At 61.7% G+C, this 18,474-nt stretch carries 17 protein-coding genes; 13 read left to right on the top strand and 4 right to left on the bottom strand.

What is annotated here, in order from left to right; translation table 11 throughout:
• Nucleotides 1–14 precede the first annotated feature (14 nt).
• On the bottom strand, nt 15–926 hold the full coding sequence (yddG, locus tag AC07VS_RS12750) for an aromatic amino acid DMT transporter YddG (RefSeq protein ID WP_494658300.1): 912 nt from the start codon (nt 924–926) through the stop codon (nt 15–17).
• Between the two features lie 525 nt (nt 927–1,451).
• Here yddG and AC07VS_RS12745 point away from each other — a divergent pair.
• Entirely contained in the window at nt 1,452–2,576 is a 1,125-nt protein-coding gene (locus AC07VS_RS12745) for a branched-chain amino acid ABC transporter substrate-binding protein (protein ID WP_494658299.1), read from the top strand.
• A 33-nt stretch (nt 2,577–2,609) separates the two neighbouring features.
• Here AC07VS_RS12745 and AC07VS_RS12740 read toward each other — a convergent pair whose 3' ends face one another.
• On the bottom strand, nt 2,610–3,017 hold the full coding sequence (locus tag AC07VS_RS12740) for a cupin domain-containing protein (protein ID WP_494751108.1): 408 nt from the start codon (nt 3,015–3,017) through the stop codon (nt 2,610–2,612).
• 163 nt (nt 3,018–3,180) lie between these two features.
• On the opposite strand from AC07VS_RS12740, the gene AC07VS_RS12735 reads away from it, so the two are divergent.
• Nucleotides 3,181–3,627, top strand: coding sequence for an SRPBCC family protein (locus tag AC07VS_RS12735; protein ID WP_494658297.1), 447 nt, complete (start codon nt 3,181–3,183; stop codon nt 3,625–3,627).
• A 127-nt stretch (nt 3,628–3,754) separates the two neighbouring features.
• Here AC07VS_RS12735 and AC07VS_RS12730 read toward each other — a convergent pair whose 3' ends face one another.
• Complete coding sequence (locus AC07VS_RS12730) at nt 3,755–4,174, bottom strand: MarR family winged helix-turn-helix transcriptional regulator (protein ID WP_492347792.1); 420 nt, start codon at nt 4,172–4,174, stop codon at nt 3,755–3,757.
• A gap of 153 nt (nt 4,175–4,327) precedes the next feature.
• Here AC07VS_RS12730 and AC07VS_RS12725 point away from each other — a divergent pair, with 153 nt between their 5' ends.
• From AC07VS_RS12725 to AC07VS_RS12705, 5 genes are all read left to right on the top strand, one after another.
• On the top strand, nt 4,328–6,238 hold the full coding sequence (locus AC07VS_RS12725; protein WP_494751107.1) for an FAD-dependent monooxygenase: 1,911 nt from the start codon (nt 4,328–4,330) through the stop codon (nt 6,236–6,238).
• A 1,222-nt stretch (nt 6,239–7,460) separates the two neighbouring features.
• Complete coding sequence (locus tag AC07VS_RS12720; protein WP_494751106.1) at nt 7,461–8,414, top strand: WD40/YVTN/BNR-like repeat-containing protein; 954 nt, start codon at nt 7,461–7,463, stop codon at nt 8,412–8,414.
• On the top strand, nt 8,411–8,863 hold the full coding sequence (locus AC07VS_RS12715; protein WP_492347795.1) for a VOC family protein: 453 nt from the start codon (nt 8,411–8,413) through the stop codon (nt 8,861–8,863). Before AC07VS_RS12720 ends, AC07VS_RS12715 begins: the two co-directional genes overlap by 4 nt.
• 136 nt (nt 8,864–8,999) lie before the next feature.
• On the top strand, nt 9,000–10,613 hold the full coding sequence (locus tag AC07VS_RS12710) for a bifunctional 3-(3-hydroxy-phenyl)propionate/3-hydroxycinnamic acid hydroxylase (RefSeq protein ID WP_494751105.1): 1,614 nt from the start codon (nt 9,000–9,002) through the stop codon (nt 10,611–10,613).
• A 172-nt stretch (nt 10,614–10,785) separates the two neighbouring features.
• Entirely contained in the window at nt 10,786–11,013 is a 228-nt protein-coding gene (locus AC07VS_RS12705; protein ID WP_494751104.1) for a hypothetical protein, read from the top strand.
• 5 nt (nt 11,014–11,018) lie between these two features.
• On the opposite strand, the gene AC07VS_RS12700 is transcribed toward AC07VS_RS12705, so the two are convergent.
• On the bottom strand, nt 11,019–11,990 hold the full coding sequence (locus AC07VS_RS12700) for a helix-turn-helix domain-containing protein (protein ID WP_494751103.1): 972 nt from the start codon (nt 11,988–11,990) through the stop codon (nt 11,019–11,021).
• Between the two features lie 409 nt (nt 11,991–12,399).
• On the opposite strand from AC07VS_RS12700, the gene AC07VS_RS12695 reads away from it, so the two are divergent.
• From AC07VS_RS12695 to AC07VS_RS12670, 6 genes are all read left to right on the top strand, one after another.
• Nucleotides 12,400–13,743: an aspartate aminotransferase family protein gene (locus AC07VS_RS12695; protein ID WP_492347798.1), complete on the top strand. Its 1,344-nt coding sequence runs from the start codon at nt 12,400–12,402 to the stop codon at nt 13,741–13,743.
• Between the two features lie 38 nt (nt 13,744–13,781).
• The gene (locus AC07VS_RS12690; RefSeq protein ID WP_494751102.1) at nt 13,782–15,233 is read left to right on the top strand and encodes an aldehyde dehydrogenase family protein; all 1,452 of its coding nucleotides are present in this window, start codon (nt 13,782–13,784) and stop codon (nt 15,231–15,233) included.
• Nucleotides 15,234–15,268: 35 nt separating this feature from the next.
• Nucleotides 15,269–15,886, top strand: coding sequence for a cytochrome b (locus AC07VS_RS12685; RefSeq protein ID WP_492347800.1), 618 nt, complete (start codon nt 15,269–15,271; stop codon nt 15,884–15,886).
• Between the two features lie 41 nt (nt 15,887–15,927).
• Complete coding sequence (locus AC07VS_RS12680) at nt 15,928–16,554, top strand: nitroreductase family protein (protein WP_494751101.1); 627 nt, start codon at nt 15,928–15,930, stop codon at nt 16,552–16,554.
• 127 nt (nt 16,555–16,681) lie between these two features.
• Nucleotides 16,682–18,040 (top strand): DUF1329 domain-containing protein, encoded by a 1,359-nt coding sequence (locus AC07VS_RS12675; protein ID WP_494751100.1) that lies wholly within the window; start codon nt 16,682–16,684, stop codon nt 18,038–18,040.
• 86 nt (nt 18,041–18,126) lie between these two features.
• On the top strand, nt 18,127–18,474 hold a 348-nt coding region (locus AC07VS_RS12670; RefSeq protein ID WP_494751099.1), incomplete at its 3' end, for a DUF1302 family protein.

The following is an 18,474-nucleotide window of genomic DNA, read 5'->3' as shown; positions in this document are numbered from 1 at the left end:
ACGGCAACCGGTTTTCAGGCGGTGCAGGGTGACTTTGCCCGCGTCGCCAGCCAGCACAGCACCGCCCCGCCGCACACCATGCCGGTGCCCAGCCAGAAGGCGGGCGTCAGGGGCACCTGCAGCAGCACCGCGGCCAGGGCGGCCGAGAACACGGGCGTGAAGTACGAGGCGCCCGCCAGCACCGTGACGTTGCCGTGCAGGATGCCCACGTTCCAGGCCCCGTAACCCAGGCCCATGGCGGCGGCGGCAAAGGCCAGGTGGATGCCGGTGCCCAGGCTCCAGTGCATGGGCTCGCCCCCCGCCAAGGCGTATTTGCACCACAGCGTGAGCGCCGTGAGCGTCACGAACAGCGTGATGGCGTTCTTCCCCTGGGCCATCCGGGCGGTGACCGTGCAGTAGGCCGCCCACAGCAGGGCCCCCAGAAAGGCCAGCCCGTAGCTCAAGGGGTTGCTCTGGACGTTGGCCAGCATGCCGGCCAGGTCCAGCCCGCGTTCGCCCGCCAGCACCTGGCAGATGCCGGCCAGGGCAACCAGCACGCCCGGCACGATCAAGGCGTTGGCACGCTGGCCGTTGAAGGCGATGGCGCAAAGCAAGGTGAAGGTGGGCCACAGGTAGTTGACCATGCCGACTTCGATGGCCTGCTGGGCGGTGTTGGCGTAGCCAATGGACAGTGACAGACACCATTCGTAGGCCACGAACAGCAGACTGCCCCAAACGAGGTAGGCCCGCGGAATGCTGCGCAGGGGGGTGAAACCCGCCGTCAGGGCCAGCAGCAGCGCCCCCAGGGTATAGATCATGGCGGCGCCCCCGGTGGCCCCCAGCCCCATGCTGACGCTGCGGATCAGGCCCACGACGGAGGACCAGAGAACAATCGCGATGAGGCCGATCAGGGTGGCGTTGCGGGCACTGAATTGGGGTGAGGGCATCAGGCGGATTATCCGAGTCCAGGCCGCCGCAGGCAGGCCGAAGCGTTTGCTGATGGTTGCAGTTGTGGTGCTTGAAAAAAACTGATGCAAGGCCGCTGAGCCGGCAGGCCATGCCGGCGGTGGCTAATATCACGCCCACTTTGCGGATCCGTCGGCACGAACCGGCGGAGTGACAAGACGGGGTGGCCACCTCACCAGGGCGGCACACCAACGCGATACCCGAGACAAGAAAGAATTCAACATGGCGATCCACGCCTTGGCGCACGTGCCACTTTTTGCCGTGCTGCCACGCTCGCACCAGGCGCCTTCAGCGGCCCGGGCCCAACCCCCCCTTTTGATCACACCAGGTTTGCCGCGCTCTGTGCTGGCGCACCGTCTCGCGCCGCGCCTCTGAGTGTTCCGTTCGCCCGCTCCCGAGCGTCTGTTTCCCGGTCGACGGCCCGCGCCGGGTTGGGACAGCTGGTGGGCAGCTTCTTTTTAAATTTGCCTTTTCCTTTTTCAACCACGACTCACGAGGACGTCTTCATGAAAAAAATCCTGTTCAGCATGACAGCAGTGGCCCTGGCCATGACCGCGGTGGCCGCCCAGGCGCAAGAGCGCATCCGCATCGGCTTCATGAGCCCGATCACCGGGCCACAGGCCGCCAATGGCATTGACAACCGCGATGGTGCGCAACTGGCCATCAAGGAGCTCAACGCCAAGGGCCTGAAAGTGGGCGGCAAGCCCGTGGTGTTCGAGCTGGACATCAATGACGACGTCGCCGACCCCAAGCAAGGCGTGCAAGTGGCGCAGACCCTGGCCGACAAAAAGGTGAAGTTTGTTCTGGGCCCCTACAACTCGGGCGTGACCGTGCCTGCTTCGCGGGTGCTCAATGAGTCGGATGTGGTGGTGCTGACCGTGGCCTCCAACCCCAAGGTGACCGAACTGGGCTACAACAACCTGTTCCGCATCGGGGCCAGCGACAACCAACTGGGCGCCAAGATGGCCACCTATGCCGCGCAAGACCTCAAGGTCAAGACCGTGGCCGTGATCGACGACCGCACTGCCTACGGCCAGGGCGTGGCCAAGGAGTTCAGTGAACAGGCCAAGCGCCTGGGCCTCAAGGTGGTGACCAATGAGTTCACCACCGACAAGGCCACCGACTTCAGCGCCATCCTGACCAATGTGCGGGCCTCCAAGGCCGATGCCGTGTTCTATGGCGGCTACTCGCCGCAGGGTGGCCCGATGCTGCGCCAGATGCGCTCGCTGGGCTTGACCGTGCCCCTGCTGGGCGGTGACGGCATCTGCTCGTCTGAAACGGCCACGCTGGCCCAGGTGAGCGGCGACTTGAACACCTTCTGCACCCAGGGCGGTTCGATGCTCGACAAGAGCGACAAGGGCCAGAAGTTTGTCGAGCGTTACCGCGCCGAGTACAAGCGTGACCCGCTGACCTACGCGGCGGCCTTCTACGACGGCATGTACCTGCTGGCCGGCGCCATCGAGGCCACCCAGTCATTCGACACCAAGAAGATCGTGCAAGCCATCGCGGCCGGCAAATACGCGGGCGTGACCGGCGAATTTGCCTACGACCCCAAGCACGACCTGAAATCGTCGGCCGTGACGGTCTACACCTTCAAGGGCAAGGACGTGGTGCCCTTGAAGAGCCTGTAATCAGCACAGGCCGAGCGGCCTTGCACCCGCACTTCAGCGCGCCGGCTCAGGTGCCGGCGTGGCCAGGGGCTGGCCTTTTTCGACGACATACACGCCGATCAGCTTGATGGGGGCGGTTCCGTGGTTGATGGCGTTGTGCACCACCCCGGCCGGGATCACAAAGGCTTCGCCTGCCGCTACCTTGCGCGGAGGCTGGCCCGCCTGCAGCAAGGTGGCCTCGCCATCCTGCACGTAACTGATCTCGTCACCCGGGTGCGTGTGCCAGCCCGCCGCACTGCCCGGGCTGACCTCTACCCGCGCCACCACGGCCTCGCGGTTGGTGACGGAGACATCGGCCTTGGTGACCAGGGTGCGACTCAGGCCCGAAGCCTGGGCCAGGCACAGTGGTGCCGCCACCAGGCAGCCGATCCCGAACAAGGTGCGTTGAAGAAATCCGGACATGAAACCTCCTGTGTTGTGCAGCCGGCAGTATGAAAGCAAGGCGGCATGAAGCACTGCGGGTTTGTGCCAGGGCGGTGATTGAGGTCGCCGGGCTGGCTACGGCATACTGGCCCACCGGTCCCCGCTGGGGGCGTTGATCATGTCCAAAGGAGCTGAGCCCACCATGCCGACCCAGACCATTCAATTGCACAGAGTTTTGCGCGCCACGCCTGAGCGTGTGTACCGTGCCTTCATCGATCCGGCGGCCTGGGCCAAATGGCTGCCGCCCCATGGCTTCACCGGCGCGGTCGAGCTGCTGGAGCCCCGGGTCGGGGGGCATTACCGGATGTCATTCACCAATTTCAGCACCGGCCACAGCCACGCGTTCGGTGGCGAATACCTGGAACTGGTGCCCCACGAAAAGCTGCGCTACACCGCCCTCTTCGACGATCCCCATCTGCCAGGCACCATGCAGACCACGGTGATGCTCAAGCCCGTGTCCTGCGGGGTGGAGCTGCAGGTGAAGCAAGAGGGCATTCCCGCCGTCATTCCGGCCGAGGCCTGCTACCTTGGCTGGCAGGAGTCCCTGCAGTTGCTGGCCTGGCTGGTGGAGCCTGAGATCCCGGGGTGAGTGCAACCTCGCGCGCCGCAAAGCGGCTACCGTGTTGATCAAGCGGTCTGGCGCACCGATCCGGGAGGGGATTCAGCCTGAGCGTGCCCCATCCCGTCAATCCTGACCGGCCAAGGTGGCAGCCCCCTCAGGCTTGCACCACGCGGCTGGCCAGCGCCAGAAACGCGCTCTGCTCGGCCTCACTCAGTGGATTCAGTATGTCGTTCTGCAACTCTTGCACGATGGGCAACAAGGCGGCGTGGATGCGGGCCCCCTCGGGGCTGAGCGACAGCTCGCGGGCGCGACGGTCGCGTTCGCTGACGATTCGTTTGACCCAACCCTTCTGCTCCAGGCGATCAATCACCCCACCGATGGTGGCCCGGTCGTAGGCAATCAATTCGGCCACCGTGGCCTGATCGGTTGCAGGATGGGCCTGGATGGCATCGAGTGCGGCAAATTGCACCGCGGTCAGGTCAAAGCCTGCGGCCTGCGTGCGTTGGGTGAACACCTGGGTGGACTGCTGGTGCAGCCGACGTATCAGGTGCCCCGCCATGTCGAGTGAGTTCATGCCTGCGTTCCGGGATGGGGTCTGGAGAAGAACTGTAACGGGTGTTTTGGTAAGTGTACTTATTTAATTGACAACAAATAGTAAGCATAGTTATTATTTGCGGGCACGCCGGCAGCCCCAGACCGGCACCACCCCATCCCAAGGAGACAAGACATGCAGTTCTATAAAGACGGATTCCGAGGCGGCAACCCCGACGTCAAGCAGGCCGCGCCCAATCGCCGCAACCGCGGCATCAACGAACCGCTGCCCGAGAAGGTGGATGTGCTGATCGCCGGCACCGGGCCCGCCGGCCTGTGCCTGGCAGCCCAGCTGGCGCAGTTTCCCGAGATCGAAGCCCTGATCATCGAGCGCATGCCCACCAACATCATCAAGGGCAAGGCCGACGGCATCAACACGCGCACCATGGAGATGTTCCAGGCCTTCGGCTTCGCAGACAAGGTCAAGCGCGAGACCTATTGGGTCAATCAGACGGCCTTCTGGATGCCCGATCCCATCAACCCTCAGCACATCAAGCGTGTGGGCCGGGTGCAGGACGTGGCCGATGACAGCTCCGAGATGCCGCACATCCTGATCAACCAGGCCCGCCTGCACGAGCTGTTCCTGGAGGTGATGAAAAATTCGCCCTCGCGACTGGAGCCGGATTACAGCTGGGAGATCGTCGGCTTGACGGTGGACCCCGACACCGAAGACCACCCCGTGACCGTGACGCTCAAGGACGCCAGCGGCGTGAACTGGGGCGCCACCCGCACCGTGCGGGCCAACTATGTGGTGGGCTGCGATGGTGCCCACTCAGCGGTGCGCAAGGCCATCGGTGGCGTGCTGCACGGCGATGCGGCCCACCAGGCCTGGGGCGTGATGGACATCCTGGCCAACACCGATTTCCCCGATGTGCGCCAGAAATGCCTGATCTCGTCGGCCCAGGAGGGCAATGTGCTGATCCTGCCGCGCGAAGGCGGCTATGTGTTCCGCATGTATGTCGAACTCGACAAGCTGCGCCCCGACGAGAAGGCGGCCAGCCGCAAGTTCACGCAGGACGACATGATTGCCGCGGCCAACCGCATCATCCGCCCGTACTCGATCGACGTGAAGGAGGTGGTCTGGTGGTCCATCTACGACATCGGCCACAGCATCACCGACAAGTTTGACGATGTGCCCGAGGGCAGCCACCGCAATCCGCGCGTGTTCACCGCGGGTGATGCCTGCCACACCCACTCGCCCAAGGCCGGTCAGGGCATGAACGTCTCGATGCAAGACACTTTCAATCTCGGCTGGAAGCTGGTGCATGTGCTGCAGGGTCGGGCCGATCCCAGCCTGCTGCGCAGCTACTCCAAAGAGCGCCTGACCGAGGCGCGCCGGCTGGTGGAGACCGATCACGAGTGGGCCCGCATCATGTCTGCCCCCACCACCCAGGCCGAACGTGACGGTACCGAAGAGCCGCGCATCATCCGCCAATTCAAGGCCAACCTCGAGTTCACCGGCGGCACCGCCGTCAAGTACGATGCCTCGGCCCTGATCGGCCCTGTCACCCACCAGGCCCTGGCCCGCGGTGAGGAGATCGGCCGCCGCTTCCATTCGGCCCCCGTGGTGCGGCTGGCCGATGCCAAGCAGATGCAACTGGGCCATGCGGCCGAGGCCGACGCCCGCTGGCGCCTGTACGCCTTTGCCGGCCAGGCCGACAGCTCGGCTCCCGGCTCGGCCATCCACCGCCTGGCCGACTGGCTGGAGACCGACCCCGCCTCGCCCGTGCGCCGCCACACCCGCCCAGGCGATGACATTGATGCCGTGATCGATTTGCGTGCCATCTTCCAGCAGACGTTCGACCAACTGGCCTATGAGCACCTGCCCTCGCTGCTCAAGCCCAAGACCGGCCGGCTGGGCCTGCAGGACCACGAGAAGGCGTTTTGTGTTGATCACAAGGGCGCGGGCGATATCTTTGACCTGCGCGGCATTGATCGTGAGCGCGGATGCCTGATCGTGGTCCGTCCCGATCAGTACATCGCCCATGTGTTGCCCCTTGATGGGTATGCCGATTTGTCGGCCTTCTTTGCCGGCATCCTGCGTTGAAGAGGCGCCGGCTATAGATCGTCGAACGACCACTTGGCCGCCTCAGTCTGGGCAGATCAGGCCTTGAGTCTCTCCGCTGAACTGGCGTTGGCCAGGTTTTCGACCCACAAGTCGGCACTGCTGCGCAACATGGTGCCGGTGTTCAAGAGGCCGCATCAGTTTGATGGGGGCTCTTATCAGGCCATTGACCGCTTGCTTGGCCCCTTGGTTGTAGACCCTGGGTGCCCTCTCGCAACAGCACCCAACACCTAGCACCCAGCACCCAGCACCCAGCACCCAGCACCCAAGTCCTGGCGCCTGGCGCCGGATCGCGCCCCCGGTGGCTGGATTGACTTGTGGCACAACGCTGTCAACGTCGAGGTCGATTTTCCCCGGGTGGCGGTGCGGCGTCCGCTGGACACGCCGCTCGGCGTGGGCGACACCGTGCGTGCCAACTCCGTGGCGGTCAACCAGGAACGGTCCCCCTCAAGACCCTGGCGACCCGCTCTGGGCCCCGCATGGCATGGGTTGCACCGATGCTTCCACCCGCGTCACACCCGATGCCCTGGCGCCCCGAAGTACCGTCAGGGGTTCACCTCGCACCTGAACGCACCGTCGCCCCCTTGGCCATGTGTCTCGCCGCCGCACTGGCCTCGTGCGTCAAACCTTCGGTGAGGGCGGGGCTGGCGCTGTCACTCGGCTACCTCGCTTCATTTTTCAGCACTTGGACCGTGAACGGCGTCGACTACGACCAACCTCGGTCCTGAGTGGGTCTGGCGACCATGGAGCATCTGCTCCGTATCCCGCTGGAACACGGCAGTGTTCGCGTCGTTACTTCATTTCTTGCCTCTTGGATTTGCGTTGAATCAGCTTTGGGAGAAAGTGCGTCCTTGCTGAGAAAAATGCCTTTTTATTTATTGCTAATTTATCTCTATGAAATAAACTAGCAATAAATAAGGGGCAACGACACGACTTTTTAGGCGGGTGTTTGCAAAAGTGGTGTCAATCCTTGTTTGTAGGCGGTGCGCTCGCATGGGGTGGCAATCCAGCGTGCATCGATGAGCTTCATTGCGGTGACAGGGCGCTTGGCTGGCCGTTTTCAGCCACTGGTGTTGGGGCCGTCAACTTTGGAAGGATGTGTTACATGAGCGAAGGAACGTGGTTGGTAGGCACGGCTGGCCAAGCTGTCGTGCGCAGCAATGACCAGGGCCTGACCTGGCATCGGCTGGGTCTTGGGCAGCCCTTGGAGTTCGATGCGGTGGTGCGCTCAGTCTGCCTCGATCCGTCGGAGCCTCGGCGTGTCTATGCCGGCACGGACATCGGGCTGTGTGTCAGTCAAGATCTGGGAAACACCTGGGAGCAGGTGCAGAGCCCCTTCACCGGGCAGATGGTCTGGAAGGTACTGGTGGATCCGGGGAATTCGGCACGCATTTTCGTGGGAACCGGGGCGCCATCGCGTGCTGTCCTGTGGCGCACGCTGAATGGCGGCCTGAGTTGGGAACGTGCCGCGGTTGACATCCCTGAGTTCTGCGCCGGGGTCAACCGACCACGCCTGTTGGCATTCGCATTCGACCCTGTCGACCCAGATCAACTGTGGTTTGGCTTGGAGGAGGGGGGCTTGTTTCATAGCCGCGATGGTGGAATGGCATGGGAGCGGGTGGACGCCCGCCTGCTTTGGCCCTTCCGCTCGGACATTCACAACATCCAGGTGCTGTCCAACCATGGGAACAAGGTGGTCGTGGTGGCCTGCGTGAACGCGGTCTACCGCAGCTTCGATGAAGGCCTGAGCTGGACAGGTTTTCTGCCCAACGATACCCATGGGCTTTATTACGCCCGCGCACTGAGTGCCCCGCTGGGAACCGAGAGCACCCTGTACCTGAGCTTGTCGGACGGTACGCCGGGGACCACCAGCCGGATTCTGCGCTCTTTCGACGCCGGCGAAAGCTGGGAGGTGCTGCCGCTTCCACAGCAACCCAACTCCTGCTTTTGGACGATTGCAATGGACCCGTCGGATCCGCGCAGGATCGTGGCAGGCACCAAGTACGGCCATCTGTTCACCTCGGTGGATGGCGGCAACAGCTGGCAAAAGCAGTGGCGGGAGTTCAGTGAGATCACCGAGGTGGCCTGGTCACCCGTGGTTGCCCAGATCAATGTCGCGCATCGCTCGGTCGTCGCCCATGAAGAGGCTGCCGCATGACCCATCCCAAAGTGTTGCGAACTCACCTGGCCTTGCTGGTGAAAGATCCCGAGCTGTCTGCGCGCTGGTATGTGGACATCATCGGCATGACTGTAAGTGCCCGTGCCGACAACTGGATCATGATGTCCTTCGGGCCCAAGCACCATGACATCGCCTTGATACGAGCCGAGCCGGGGGCGCAACGAGGTGGCCTGGGCCTGCAGCACTACGGGCTGGAGATCGCGGGTGATCTGGACACCTTGCGGCGCCTGTACGGGATGCTGCTGGATAGGGGCGTGGAGATTGTGAAGGTGACCGACCACGAGATTGGAACCGGTTTGTACTTCAACGACCCAGACGGCAACCGGATCGAGTTTTTTCTCGAAACCGACCACGACGACGAGCGAGCCAAGCAGCGCTTTGCCGATGCGCATGCACCGAGCAGGAACATCACGCTCGATCGCCTCTGATCCCAGGCGTTGCTTCGGTTCGGCCTCGAAAACCTTCGGGCGCAACGAACGAGTTCGCCATTCTCCATTGACATCGCCTTCTTCACCGACATCGGCCCGGCCAGAGCGCCGGTGCCCTGTCCCAACAGGATTGAACATGAACAAGCAACAAACCCAGGTCGTCATCGTCGGTGGTGGCCCGAACGGCATTGCAGCAGCCCACTACATGGGCCTCCACGGCATTGAATGCGTGGTCCTTGAGGTGGCCCGTGAGATCCTGCCTTATCCGCGGGCCGTCGGCATGGATGATGAAGCGCTTCGGGTTCTGCAAGGTGCCGGCGTGGCTGAGCCTGCGGTGCAGGACATGATCTCCGATGTGCCACTGCGTTACTTCAATGCGCGTGGGGTCTGCTTTGCAGAAGTGAAGCCAACGACTGCAGAGTATGGCTGGCCCATGCGCAACATCTTCATGCAGCAACTGCTGGAGGCCACTCTGCGCGAAGAGCTACAGAAGCGCCCCACAGTTGAGTTGCGTCTGGGCCATGAGATGTTGGAATTGACCCAGGATGAATCTGGCGTCACCCTGAAGGTCAAGAACCCGGAGGGCGAGGTTTACGAGCTCAAGGCTCAGTATGTGATCGGTGCAGACGGGGGCCGGTCGGGGGTACGCAAGCAACTGGGCATCGAACTGGTGGGCTTGACGCATCCACGCAAATGGGTCGTTGTCGATGCCGCCAATGACACGCTCGATGCGCCCTACACGGCGCTGCATGCCGACCCAAGCCGTCCCTTCGTGTGCATCTACCTTCCCTATCGCCAACGTCGTTGGGAGTTCATGCTGATGGAGCATGAAGACGAAGAGAAGATGTGCGAAGAGCCCAATATCCGAACCCTGATCCGTTCTCACATTGGCGATGCTGTGGACCAGCTCGACATCATCCGCATCCGGGCTTACACCCACAACTCGCGTGTGGCCGAGCGCTTTGTGCAGGGGCGGGTGGCGCTGATCGGTGATGCGGCCCACATCACGCCACCTTGGGCGGGGCAGGGTCTGAACTCTGGTCTGCGCGATGTGGTCAATGTCTGCTGGAAGGTGGCAGCCATCGTCAAGGGCCATGCCAGCGCTTCGATCCTGGCCAGCTACGATGTGGAGCGACGCGGGCATGCCACTGATCTGATCGCGCTGGCTGACAACATGGGCGCGATTCTGGGCATGACAAGTCCTCTGCTGGCGGGGGTGCGTGACTGGGTTTTCCAGGCGGTCGACACGGTCGAGAACCTGCGCTCCCACTTGCTGGAGTTCAAGTTCAAGCCCAAGGCCACCATCGTGAAAGGTCTGATCCACCGAGAGTGGCCAGACATTCGCGACGACGACGTCGTCGGGCAGTTGTTCATCCAGCCCTTTGTCGAAGATGGCCGTGGCACGCGATTGCGTTTTGACGATGTGCTGGGCGACTTTTACGCCATCATCGGCTATCGAACGAACCCCAAGGCGGGTTTGTCGGACGACGATATTCGCCATTGGGAAGGCATGGGCGCACGTTTCATCCAGGTCAACCGGTCTCGCAGTGGCAGTGGCCGTCATCAACCCCTGGTGACACCCGGTGTGATCAGCGTCGAAGACGCCGACAACAAGCTGGAGGCCTGGTTCGACAAGGCGCGTGCGCATGTCGCCGTCGTGCGTCCTGACCGATTCGTGGCGGCCATCAGCACCACCGGACGGGTGCCCGAAGTGTTGGACAAGCTGGCCCGGCAGTTGCGGGGACATTGAGCCAGGATCAATCCCTTTCCTGGGGCCTCCCCTGTCGCCTGAACCCCAACAGGGCCGTGCGAAAGGGGAGGCTCTTTTTACAGCCTCAAGAACGACACGAGCCATACTCCACCATCCCACTGTGTCCCTGTGTCCCTGTGCGCCGCCGAGCAAGCCTTGTGCGAAGCCGCCCTTGAATACCACCGCCATCATTTCGCCGGCCGCCCTGCACAACGGCCCGGAGCGGGTGGGCAAGGACATCGGCAGCGCCCAGGTGGCCGTGGCGGGCGCCGCCGCCATCGCCTGTCTGGACGCGATGCTCCGCCTGGGCGTCAAGGGGCAGATGATGACCACTGAAGCAGAGCCAAAGGCCCGGCCTCTACACGCGGGGCTGCTACGGTCGCAGAAGGCGGTCCAATAGGCGGATCAGTGTTGGTGACGTGCGGGCTGGCGCTGGTCTGCACGATGGGTTTGCGATGGCAACTCACCAAACAGGCCGTGGTAGTCGGCGGCAAAGTGGCTCAAGTGACTGAAGCCCCATTTGCTGGCTGCATCTCCAATCGACACTTCCGAGGCGTTGCTGGTCATCAGCTCGCGCCTGGCACCGTTGAGGCGAATGGACCTGATGTAGTGCGTCGGGGTGGTTTCTGTGACGTTCTTGAAGCTGTTCTGAATCGTGCGGCGGCTGATCTTCAGTCGATGGCAAAGGTCGATCACATTCGGTGGGTTGAAGGTGTCGGACACCGTGAGGTGATGGCACTTCTCAACAATGAAACTGTGAACAGACGTGGGTTGTCGTTCCAGCGTCTTCAGGTGGGGATCGGCCAGCAACTCCATCAGCTCATGGAGCATGGCATTTTCAAGATTGGGCTCGAACCCCGTTTGCAGGGTCGCACGACGATCGGCAATCGCTTCAGAGAACATGGCCAGCAATCGACGCCGGCATTCACTGAAACGGGACGTCGGGATTCGGATCACGGGTTGCTTGAGCAGCTTCTCGATGTTTTCGGCATCCGGCGAGTCATCAAGTGCATGGTCGAAGAGGTCGCTGTCGAAGGTGAGTGACAGCATGTCCATGCCCATGGGCATGTGGAACATGAATTCCTCGCCACCGCGCAGCACGAACAAGCTGGTTTCATCCGCCTCCCGCCCTTGCATTCTGATGGCACCAGGGATCGCAATGGGAACAGCGAAACAAACCTTTCCGCGGGGCGCTTCACCGTGCTGAACCACGCGTTGATTGATCTGTTCGCGAAATACATGCAGGCGCTGGCTCTTGATCTGCGCCAGAGAGCTTTGCAGATTGCCCGCACTGATCTGGCTGTAGGTCTGACGCCAATCATTCACTGCTGAGGCGTGCATCTGCACATCATTGAAGCAATTCATGCTGAGGTTCATGGCGTTTCTGTGTTGTTTGAATGAGGGGCGGGCTGACGTGTGGGCGACGCTGCAAGAACCGTGCAAGTCCGGAACGATGTCCGTGTGACTGCTCAGAGCGCGGATTTTGCGACCGGTTCAGAGGGACCGTTGATCGGGGAAACCCTTGGGATTCAGCGGCGTTGTGCGGCGGCTCTCGTGCCGGGTTGGCGTGCGCTGATTCCTTTGCGTGCAGCTGGTGCATGCCGTCATCGACGTGCTTGAAATTGGTGCGCGGATGACGTGAAGCGGTGGCGTCGGCAGATGCCAATTTGGGCTAACGATGAACAAGGGGGCTGGCGAGAATTTGCTCGTCCACTACCTCAACGGGTGGCAACGCCCCTTTGAAATCTGCACACCTTCGTGTGTGCGCGTCTTGTTCGGAGAACCGATGACTTACGAAAACGCCCGCTTCTGGCACCCCATGATGCACCCTGGAGCAATGAAGGAGCGCAAGCCGCTTCGCATCGTCCGTGGCGACGGTTGCTACGTCTTTGACGATGCTGGAAAGCAGTACGTTGATGGCGTTGGCGGCCTTTGGAATGTGAACGTCGGGCACAACCGAAGTGAGGTCAAGAAGGCCATCGTTGATCAGCTCGATCAGCTCGAGTACTTCCAGTTGTTTGACGGCGTTTCCAATCCGCCGGCCGAAGAGTTGTCGGCCAAGTTGATCGCCGCGCTGGCCCCGGAAGACATGAAGCGTGTGGTGTTCAGCTCCAACGGATCGGATGCGACCGAAACCGCCTTGAAGCTGGCCCGCCAGTATTGGAAGGTGCTGGGCCAGAAGGACCGAACCAAGTTCATCTCACTCAAGGAGGGCTATCACGGCAGTCACTTCCTGAGTGCGTCCGTCAACGGCAATACAGTGTTTCGTCGCAATTACGAGCCACTGATGCCTGGCTGCTCGCAGGTGCAAAACCCCTGGGTCTATCGCAATCCATTTACCCAGGATCCCGAGCAACTTGTCGACATCTGCATCTCCTTGCTAGAGCGTGAAATCGAGTTCCAGGGTCCGGATACCGTGGCAGCCTTCATTGCAGAACCCGTGCAGGGCGCCGGTGGCGTGATCGTTCCGCCGGCCAGCTTCTGGCCGCGCGTTCGCGAGGTGTGTGACAAATATGGCGTGCTGTTGATTGCCGACGAGGTCGTCACTGGCTTTGGTCGCACAGGCAGTCTGTTCGGCGCACGGGCTTGGGGTGTCAAGCCTGACTTCATGTGCTTCGCCAAAGGCCTGTCCTCTGGTTATGTGCCCCTTGGCGCTACGGTGTTCAACAGCCGAGTTGCAAATGCCTTCGAGTCCAACCAGGACTTTTCCGGCGTCGTGATGCACGGCTATACCTATGCCGGGCATCCGGTGGGTTGCGCCGCGGCGATCGCCAGCCTGGACATCGTCGAAAAAGAAGATCTGCCGGCCAATGCCGGTCGGCAGGGGGCGTATCTGCTTGAGGCCCTGAAGCCCTTTGTGGACCGCTTTGAAGCCGTGGGCGAAGTGCGTGGCAAGGGTTTGATGCTCGCCATCGATCTGGTCAATGACAAGAAGACCCGCGAGTCCATCAGTCCGATGTCAGGGTACGCCTACAGCGTGGCAGAGGTGGCGCGTCGGCACGGCGCGATCGTGCGGCCGGTGGGCACCAAGATCATTCTCTCGCCCCCATTGGTCATGCAGCGCCCCGAGATCGACTCGATCGTCTCGGCCTTGGAAGCCGGCTTCAGCGAAGTGCCTTTTGTGCGCTGAGTGGCCGGTTCATCGATCCCAACCATGCAGGCATTGCCATGAATCAACATTGGAAACACTTCATCGAAGGCGCGCATGCCGAAAGCTCGGATGGCGCCCGAATGGACCTGATCAGCCCGGTCAGTGAACAGGTCTACGCGACCGCGGCGCGTGGTACCGCTGAAGACGTGCAGCGGGCTGTTGCCGCGGCCCGATCCCAGCTGGATGGCGGGCCTTGGAGCCAGCTCAATGGCTCCCAACGCAGCTTGCTGCTCAGCAAGTTGGCCGATCTGGTGTTGCGCGACACGGATCTCCTGGCCGATATGGATGCGATGGCCATCGGTCGTTCGCCCATGGAGCCGCGCATGATGGACGTTCCCAATGTGGTGGCGAATCTGCGCGCCGCGGCAGGCTGGGCGAATCAGCTCGAAGGGCGAACCATTCCTACCGCGGGTTACATGGGCACCAGGACCTTGTCCTACACCGTGCGGGAGCCCATCGGGGTGGTTGGGGCCATCGTGCCCTGGAATTCGCCCCTGATGATCACGACCTGGAAGCTGGCGGCCCTGCTGGCTGCTGGATGCACCGTCGTGATCAAGCCCTCGGAAGAAACACCGCAATCGGCATTGCACCTGGCCTTGCTGTGCCAAGAGGCGGGCTTTCCAGATGGCGTCGTGAACGTGGTCACGGGTGACGGTGAAGTCGTCGGACGTGCCCTGTGTGAGCACCCTGGCGTGGACAAGATCAGCTTCACTGGCAGTCCGGAAGCCGGACGCGCCATCCAGCGCATCGCAGGGCCCATGTTCAAACGGGTTGCTCTGGAACTGGGGGGCAAGAGCCCGCAGATCGTCTTCGAAGACGCAGTCTTTGATGACGCGGTGCGCGGCTGTGCTCTGGGCTTGTTCGTCAATCAGGGGCAGGTCTGCGCAGCGGGTTCTCGGATTCTGGTGCATCGCAGCATCGCCGATCGATTCGCCGCCGCGCTGGCACAGGCGGCGGAAGCGATCACTGTCGGCGACCCGAGCCTGCCAGGTGTCCAGATGGGGCCTGTGGCAAAGAAGGCGCAATACGACCGGGTCAACAAATACATCGAGGTCGGTATTCATGAGGGAGCCAGGTTGTTGGCGGGTGGTGTCGCGACCTCCCAGAAGGGGTGGTTTGTGAAGCCCACGATTTTTGCTGACGCGGACAACCAGATGACGATTGCTCGCGAAGAGATCTTCGGGCCGGTGGGCACGATCATCGCTTTCGACACGGACGAAGAGGCCATTGCCTTGGCCAACGACTCTGATTACGGGCTTGCCGCCACCGTCTGGACCCGTGACCTGGCCCGCGCACACAAGGTGGCCGGGGCCGTGAAGGTGGGCGCCGTCGGCGTGAATTGCTGGAGTCCCCTGGATGCCAATCTGCCCTGGGGGGGATTGAAGACCAGTGGCATCGGTCGTGAAGGTGGCCTGTCAGGTGCGATTGCCTACACCGAAGAGAAGGTCATCACGGTGCTTCTGCCCTGAAACTGACGCGTCACCCTCAATTCAAGGAGAGACCCATGAAGTGGAAAAACACGGTTGATGCCTATGGTTCAGCCTCCATGCTCTTTCATTGGCTCACTGCCGCCGGGTTCCTGTCCGCCTATGTCGTTGTCTATTACGTCATCTGGATCGTGGACCCTGAGACGAGCATCAAGCCCCCCCTTCTGGGTCTGACGGCGGACGCCCATCGAGTGGTTCCCGTGCTCAACATCCATTGGGTGTTGGGCATCACGATCGGTGTGCTGACACTGCCACGCCTGCTTTGGCGCCTGGTGGGAACACGTCCTGACCCGGTGCCGGGGACCCGCCTTGAGCATCTGGCCTCCGAGATGACCCATCGAGCCCTTTACGGCCTGCTTCTGTTGATGCCGATCTCGGGCTACATGACCACCTACGACCCGACGGATTTCGGCCTGTTTGTCTTGCCGGCCTGCCGCGACACCGCCTGGGCCGAGATGCTCCGCTCGGGCATGGGGTGGACGGTACTCGAACTGGAGGAGGGCATGTGGGCCGTCCACAGCTTTCTGGGCAAATGGGTCGCGTGGGTACTCGTCGCTTTGCATGTCATTGCCGCGCTCATGCACCACTTCATTCGCCGCGACGCCGTGTTGCGTCGCATGCTGCCTCGTCGATAAGCCGTCCTGCCTCAACCGATCACCTCTGACCTACTGACTTCATGGACCTCTCTCTTCATCCCGTGCTCGATCTGATCAGCGAACGCACTTCCATCGACAGGTTTGATCCGACCTTTGAAATCGATGACTCGGTGTTGCAAACGCTGACCTTTTATGCGACAGAAGCGCCCAGTGCCTACAACCTGCAGAACTGGCGGTTCATCGCGGTCAAATCGCCGGCACGCAAACAAGCGTTGGCGCAGGCGGCGTATGCCCAGCGCAAGGTCGCCGATGCTGCGGTGACTTTCATTGTGTGCGGCCGGCTGGACGCTCACCTTGAACTTGGACTGACACTGCTGCCCCTTCATGACGAGGGCCGCATCAGCGAGAAAGAGCTGGCAGCCTGGGTTGGCGATGCGCAGGCTGCCCTCCAGGACAAGCCCGCCAAACAACGGGATGAAGCCATCCGGTCGGGTTCTTTGGCGTCCATGAACCTGATGCTGGCCGCCCAGGCCATGGGCCTTGTCACGGCTCCCATCGGGGGCTTTGATGTCGACGCGCTGCGGCAAGAGTTTGACCTGGCGTCTGAGGACCTGCCTGTGATGCTGATCGCTGTGGGCAAGCCGGCTGCCGGCAATTGGCCACGCAAGCGGCGGCGTCCCGTCGCCGAGATGCTTCAGGTGCTGTAAGTCGCTGGCTCGCACGTACGCCATCGCTCTTCCGTCTTTTTCAACTCACTCCTTCAACTGTTACTCGATTGGAGAATCCATGTCTGTCTCATGTCTGCACCGCGGCCCGATTGCGCACACTTTGAAAATGACCGCCATCGTGGTGGGCCTGGTGGTAGGTAGCCCTCTGGCGCTGGCGGCCGATCTCGCCCAACTCGACAAGCTGACACCATCAGGTGCGGAAAAAAGTGGCAACAAAGACGGCAGCATTCCTGCATGGGAGGGCGCAGAGCCTCCATTGCCTGGCTGGGAATGGGGGAAGCTGCGCCAGGCGCATTGGAAATACAAGGATGAGAAGCCCCTTTTCACCATTGATGCCAACAACGTTGACAAGTACGCCGATAAGCTGTCTGCTGGACAGGTGGCCATGGTCAAGCAAACCAAGGGCTACAAAATGGATGTGTTCCCCAGCCACCGAACCTGCGGCGTCCCTGACTTTGTGGCCAGCAATACGCGCAAGAATGTTGGCACTGCAACGTTGAATTCAGACGGCTGGAGTCTCAAAGACGCCACGGTTCCTGGGTATCCGTTTCCCATTCCCGCAACAGGTGTTGAAGCGATGTGGAACGCCAAGATGCGTTATCGGGGCGTGGGCATCGACTACAAAGCCACGATCACGGCGGTGTCGCCCCGCCGCGGCAGCAACGAGTGGATCCGTGCAGACTCCGAGCAGACACTGTTCATCCCCTGGGGCGTGAAGGGCTCCAACGCACTTTCGTCGTACCCGCCCGTCGAGTTTTATGTCTATTTTGGCTATGTCGCACCAGCGGCATTGGCTGGACAGTCTCTGGCCATCACGCAGTACATCAACCAGCCTGAAAACGAAACCTTCTACTACTTCCCTGGCCAACGGCGGGTTCGTCGCATGCCGACCTACTCCCATGATTCGCCCCAGATCGGTATGGAGAACCAGTACACGCTGGATGAGCCCAATGTCTTCAACGGTGCATTGGATCGTTTTGACTGGAAGCTGGTGGGCAAGAAGGAAATCTACGTGCCCTACAACGCCTTCGGTGCGCACGACTTCAAAGCCAAGTTCGAAGACGTGGCGGGCAATGACTTCATCGCGCAGACCCATCGCCGGTATGAACTGCATCGGGTCTGGGTCATCGAAGCCACAGTCAAGGCTGGCATGCGCCACTCGGCCCCCAAACGGACGATCTACCTGGATGAGGACAGCTGGGCACCCGTGCTGATGGATGACTTTGACGGTCGCAACCAACTCGCCAAGATGCGTGAAGGCTTTCTGATCCCGGTCTATGAAACGGGCACCTGTGATGCCATGGCCATGGTGCAAAACAACTTGGCTGAAGGTCGATATGTCTTTGACACCCACACCGTAGGCACCGGCAAAGACATTCGCTGGCTCACTGAACCTGGCAAGCATCCTCGCCTGAAGGCCAATTTCTACACGGCGGACAACCTGCGCTCAATCAGCGAGCGTTGATTCATGGTCTTCCATCCAGACACCGCCAGCAAGGGCTGGGGGTCGGTGTCTGCCCATTCCAAGATTGACTTACAAGAGGGTTCCCCATGATCGGACTTCGCTTCTCCGTTCTGTCAACGGCTGCCTGCCTGGCGTGTGGCCATGCTGCAGCCTTCACCTTCGAGACCGAAGACGGCCTGCGCGGCAGCTTCGACTCGACCGTGTCGGTGGGCACGGGCATCCGGGTCAAAGACCCCAGCCCCGGCCTGATCGCGGCGGGCAACACCGGCTCGCCGGGCGGCGGCCTGAGCGCCGTGTCGGGCCTGGGCGACCAGGGTGACCTCAACTACAAGAAGGGTCAGCCCTTCACCACCTACCTCAAGGGCTCGCACGAACTGGTGCTCAAGCCCAGTGAAGACCTGACCTTCATGGGCCGCATCACCTGGCTCAAGGAT

The organism is Curvibacter sp. GW821-FHT01G03 (assembly GCF_059422285.1).
Note: the sequence above shows the minus strand (reverse complement) of the source record. Positions and strands in the feature narration are given on the sequence as shown.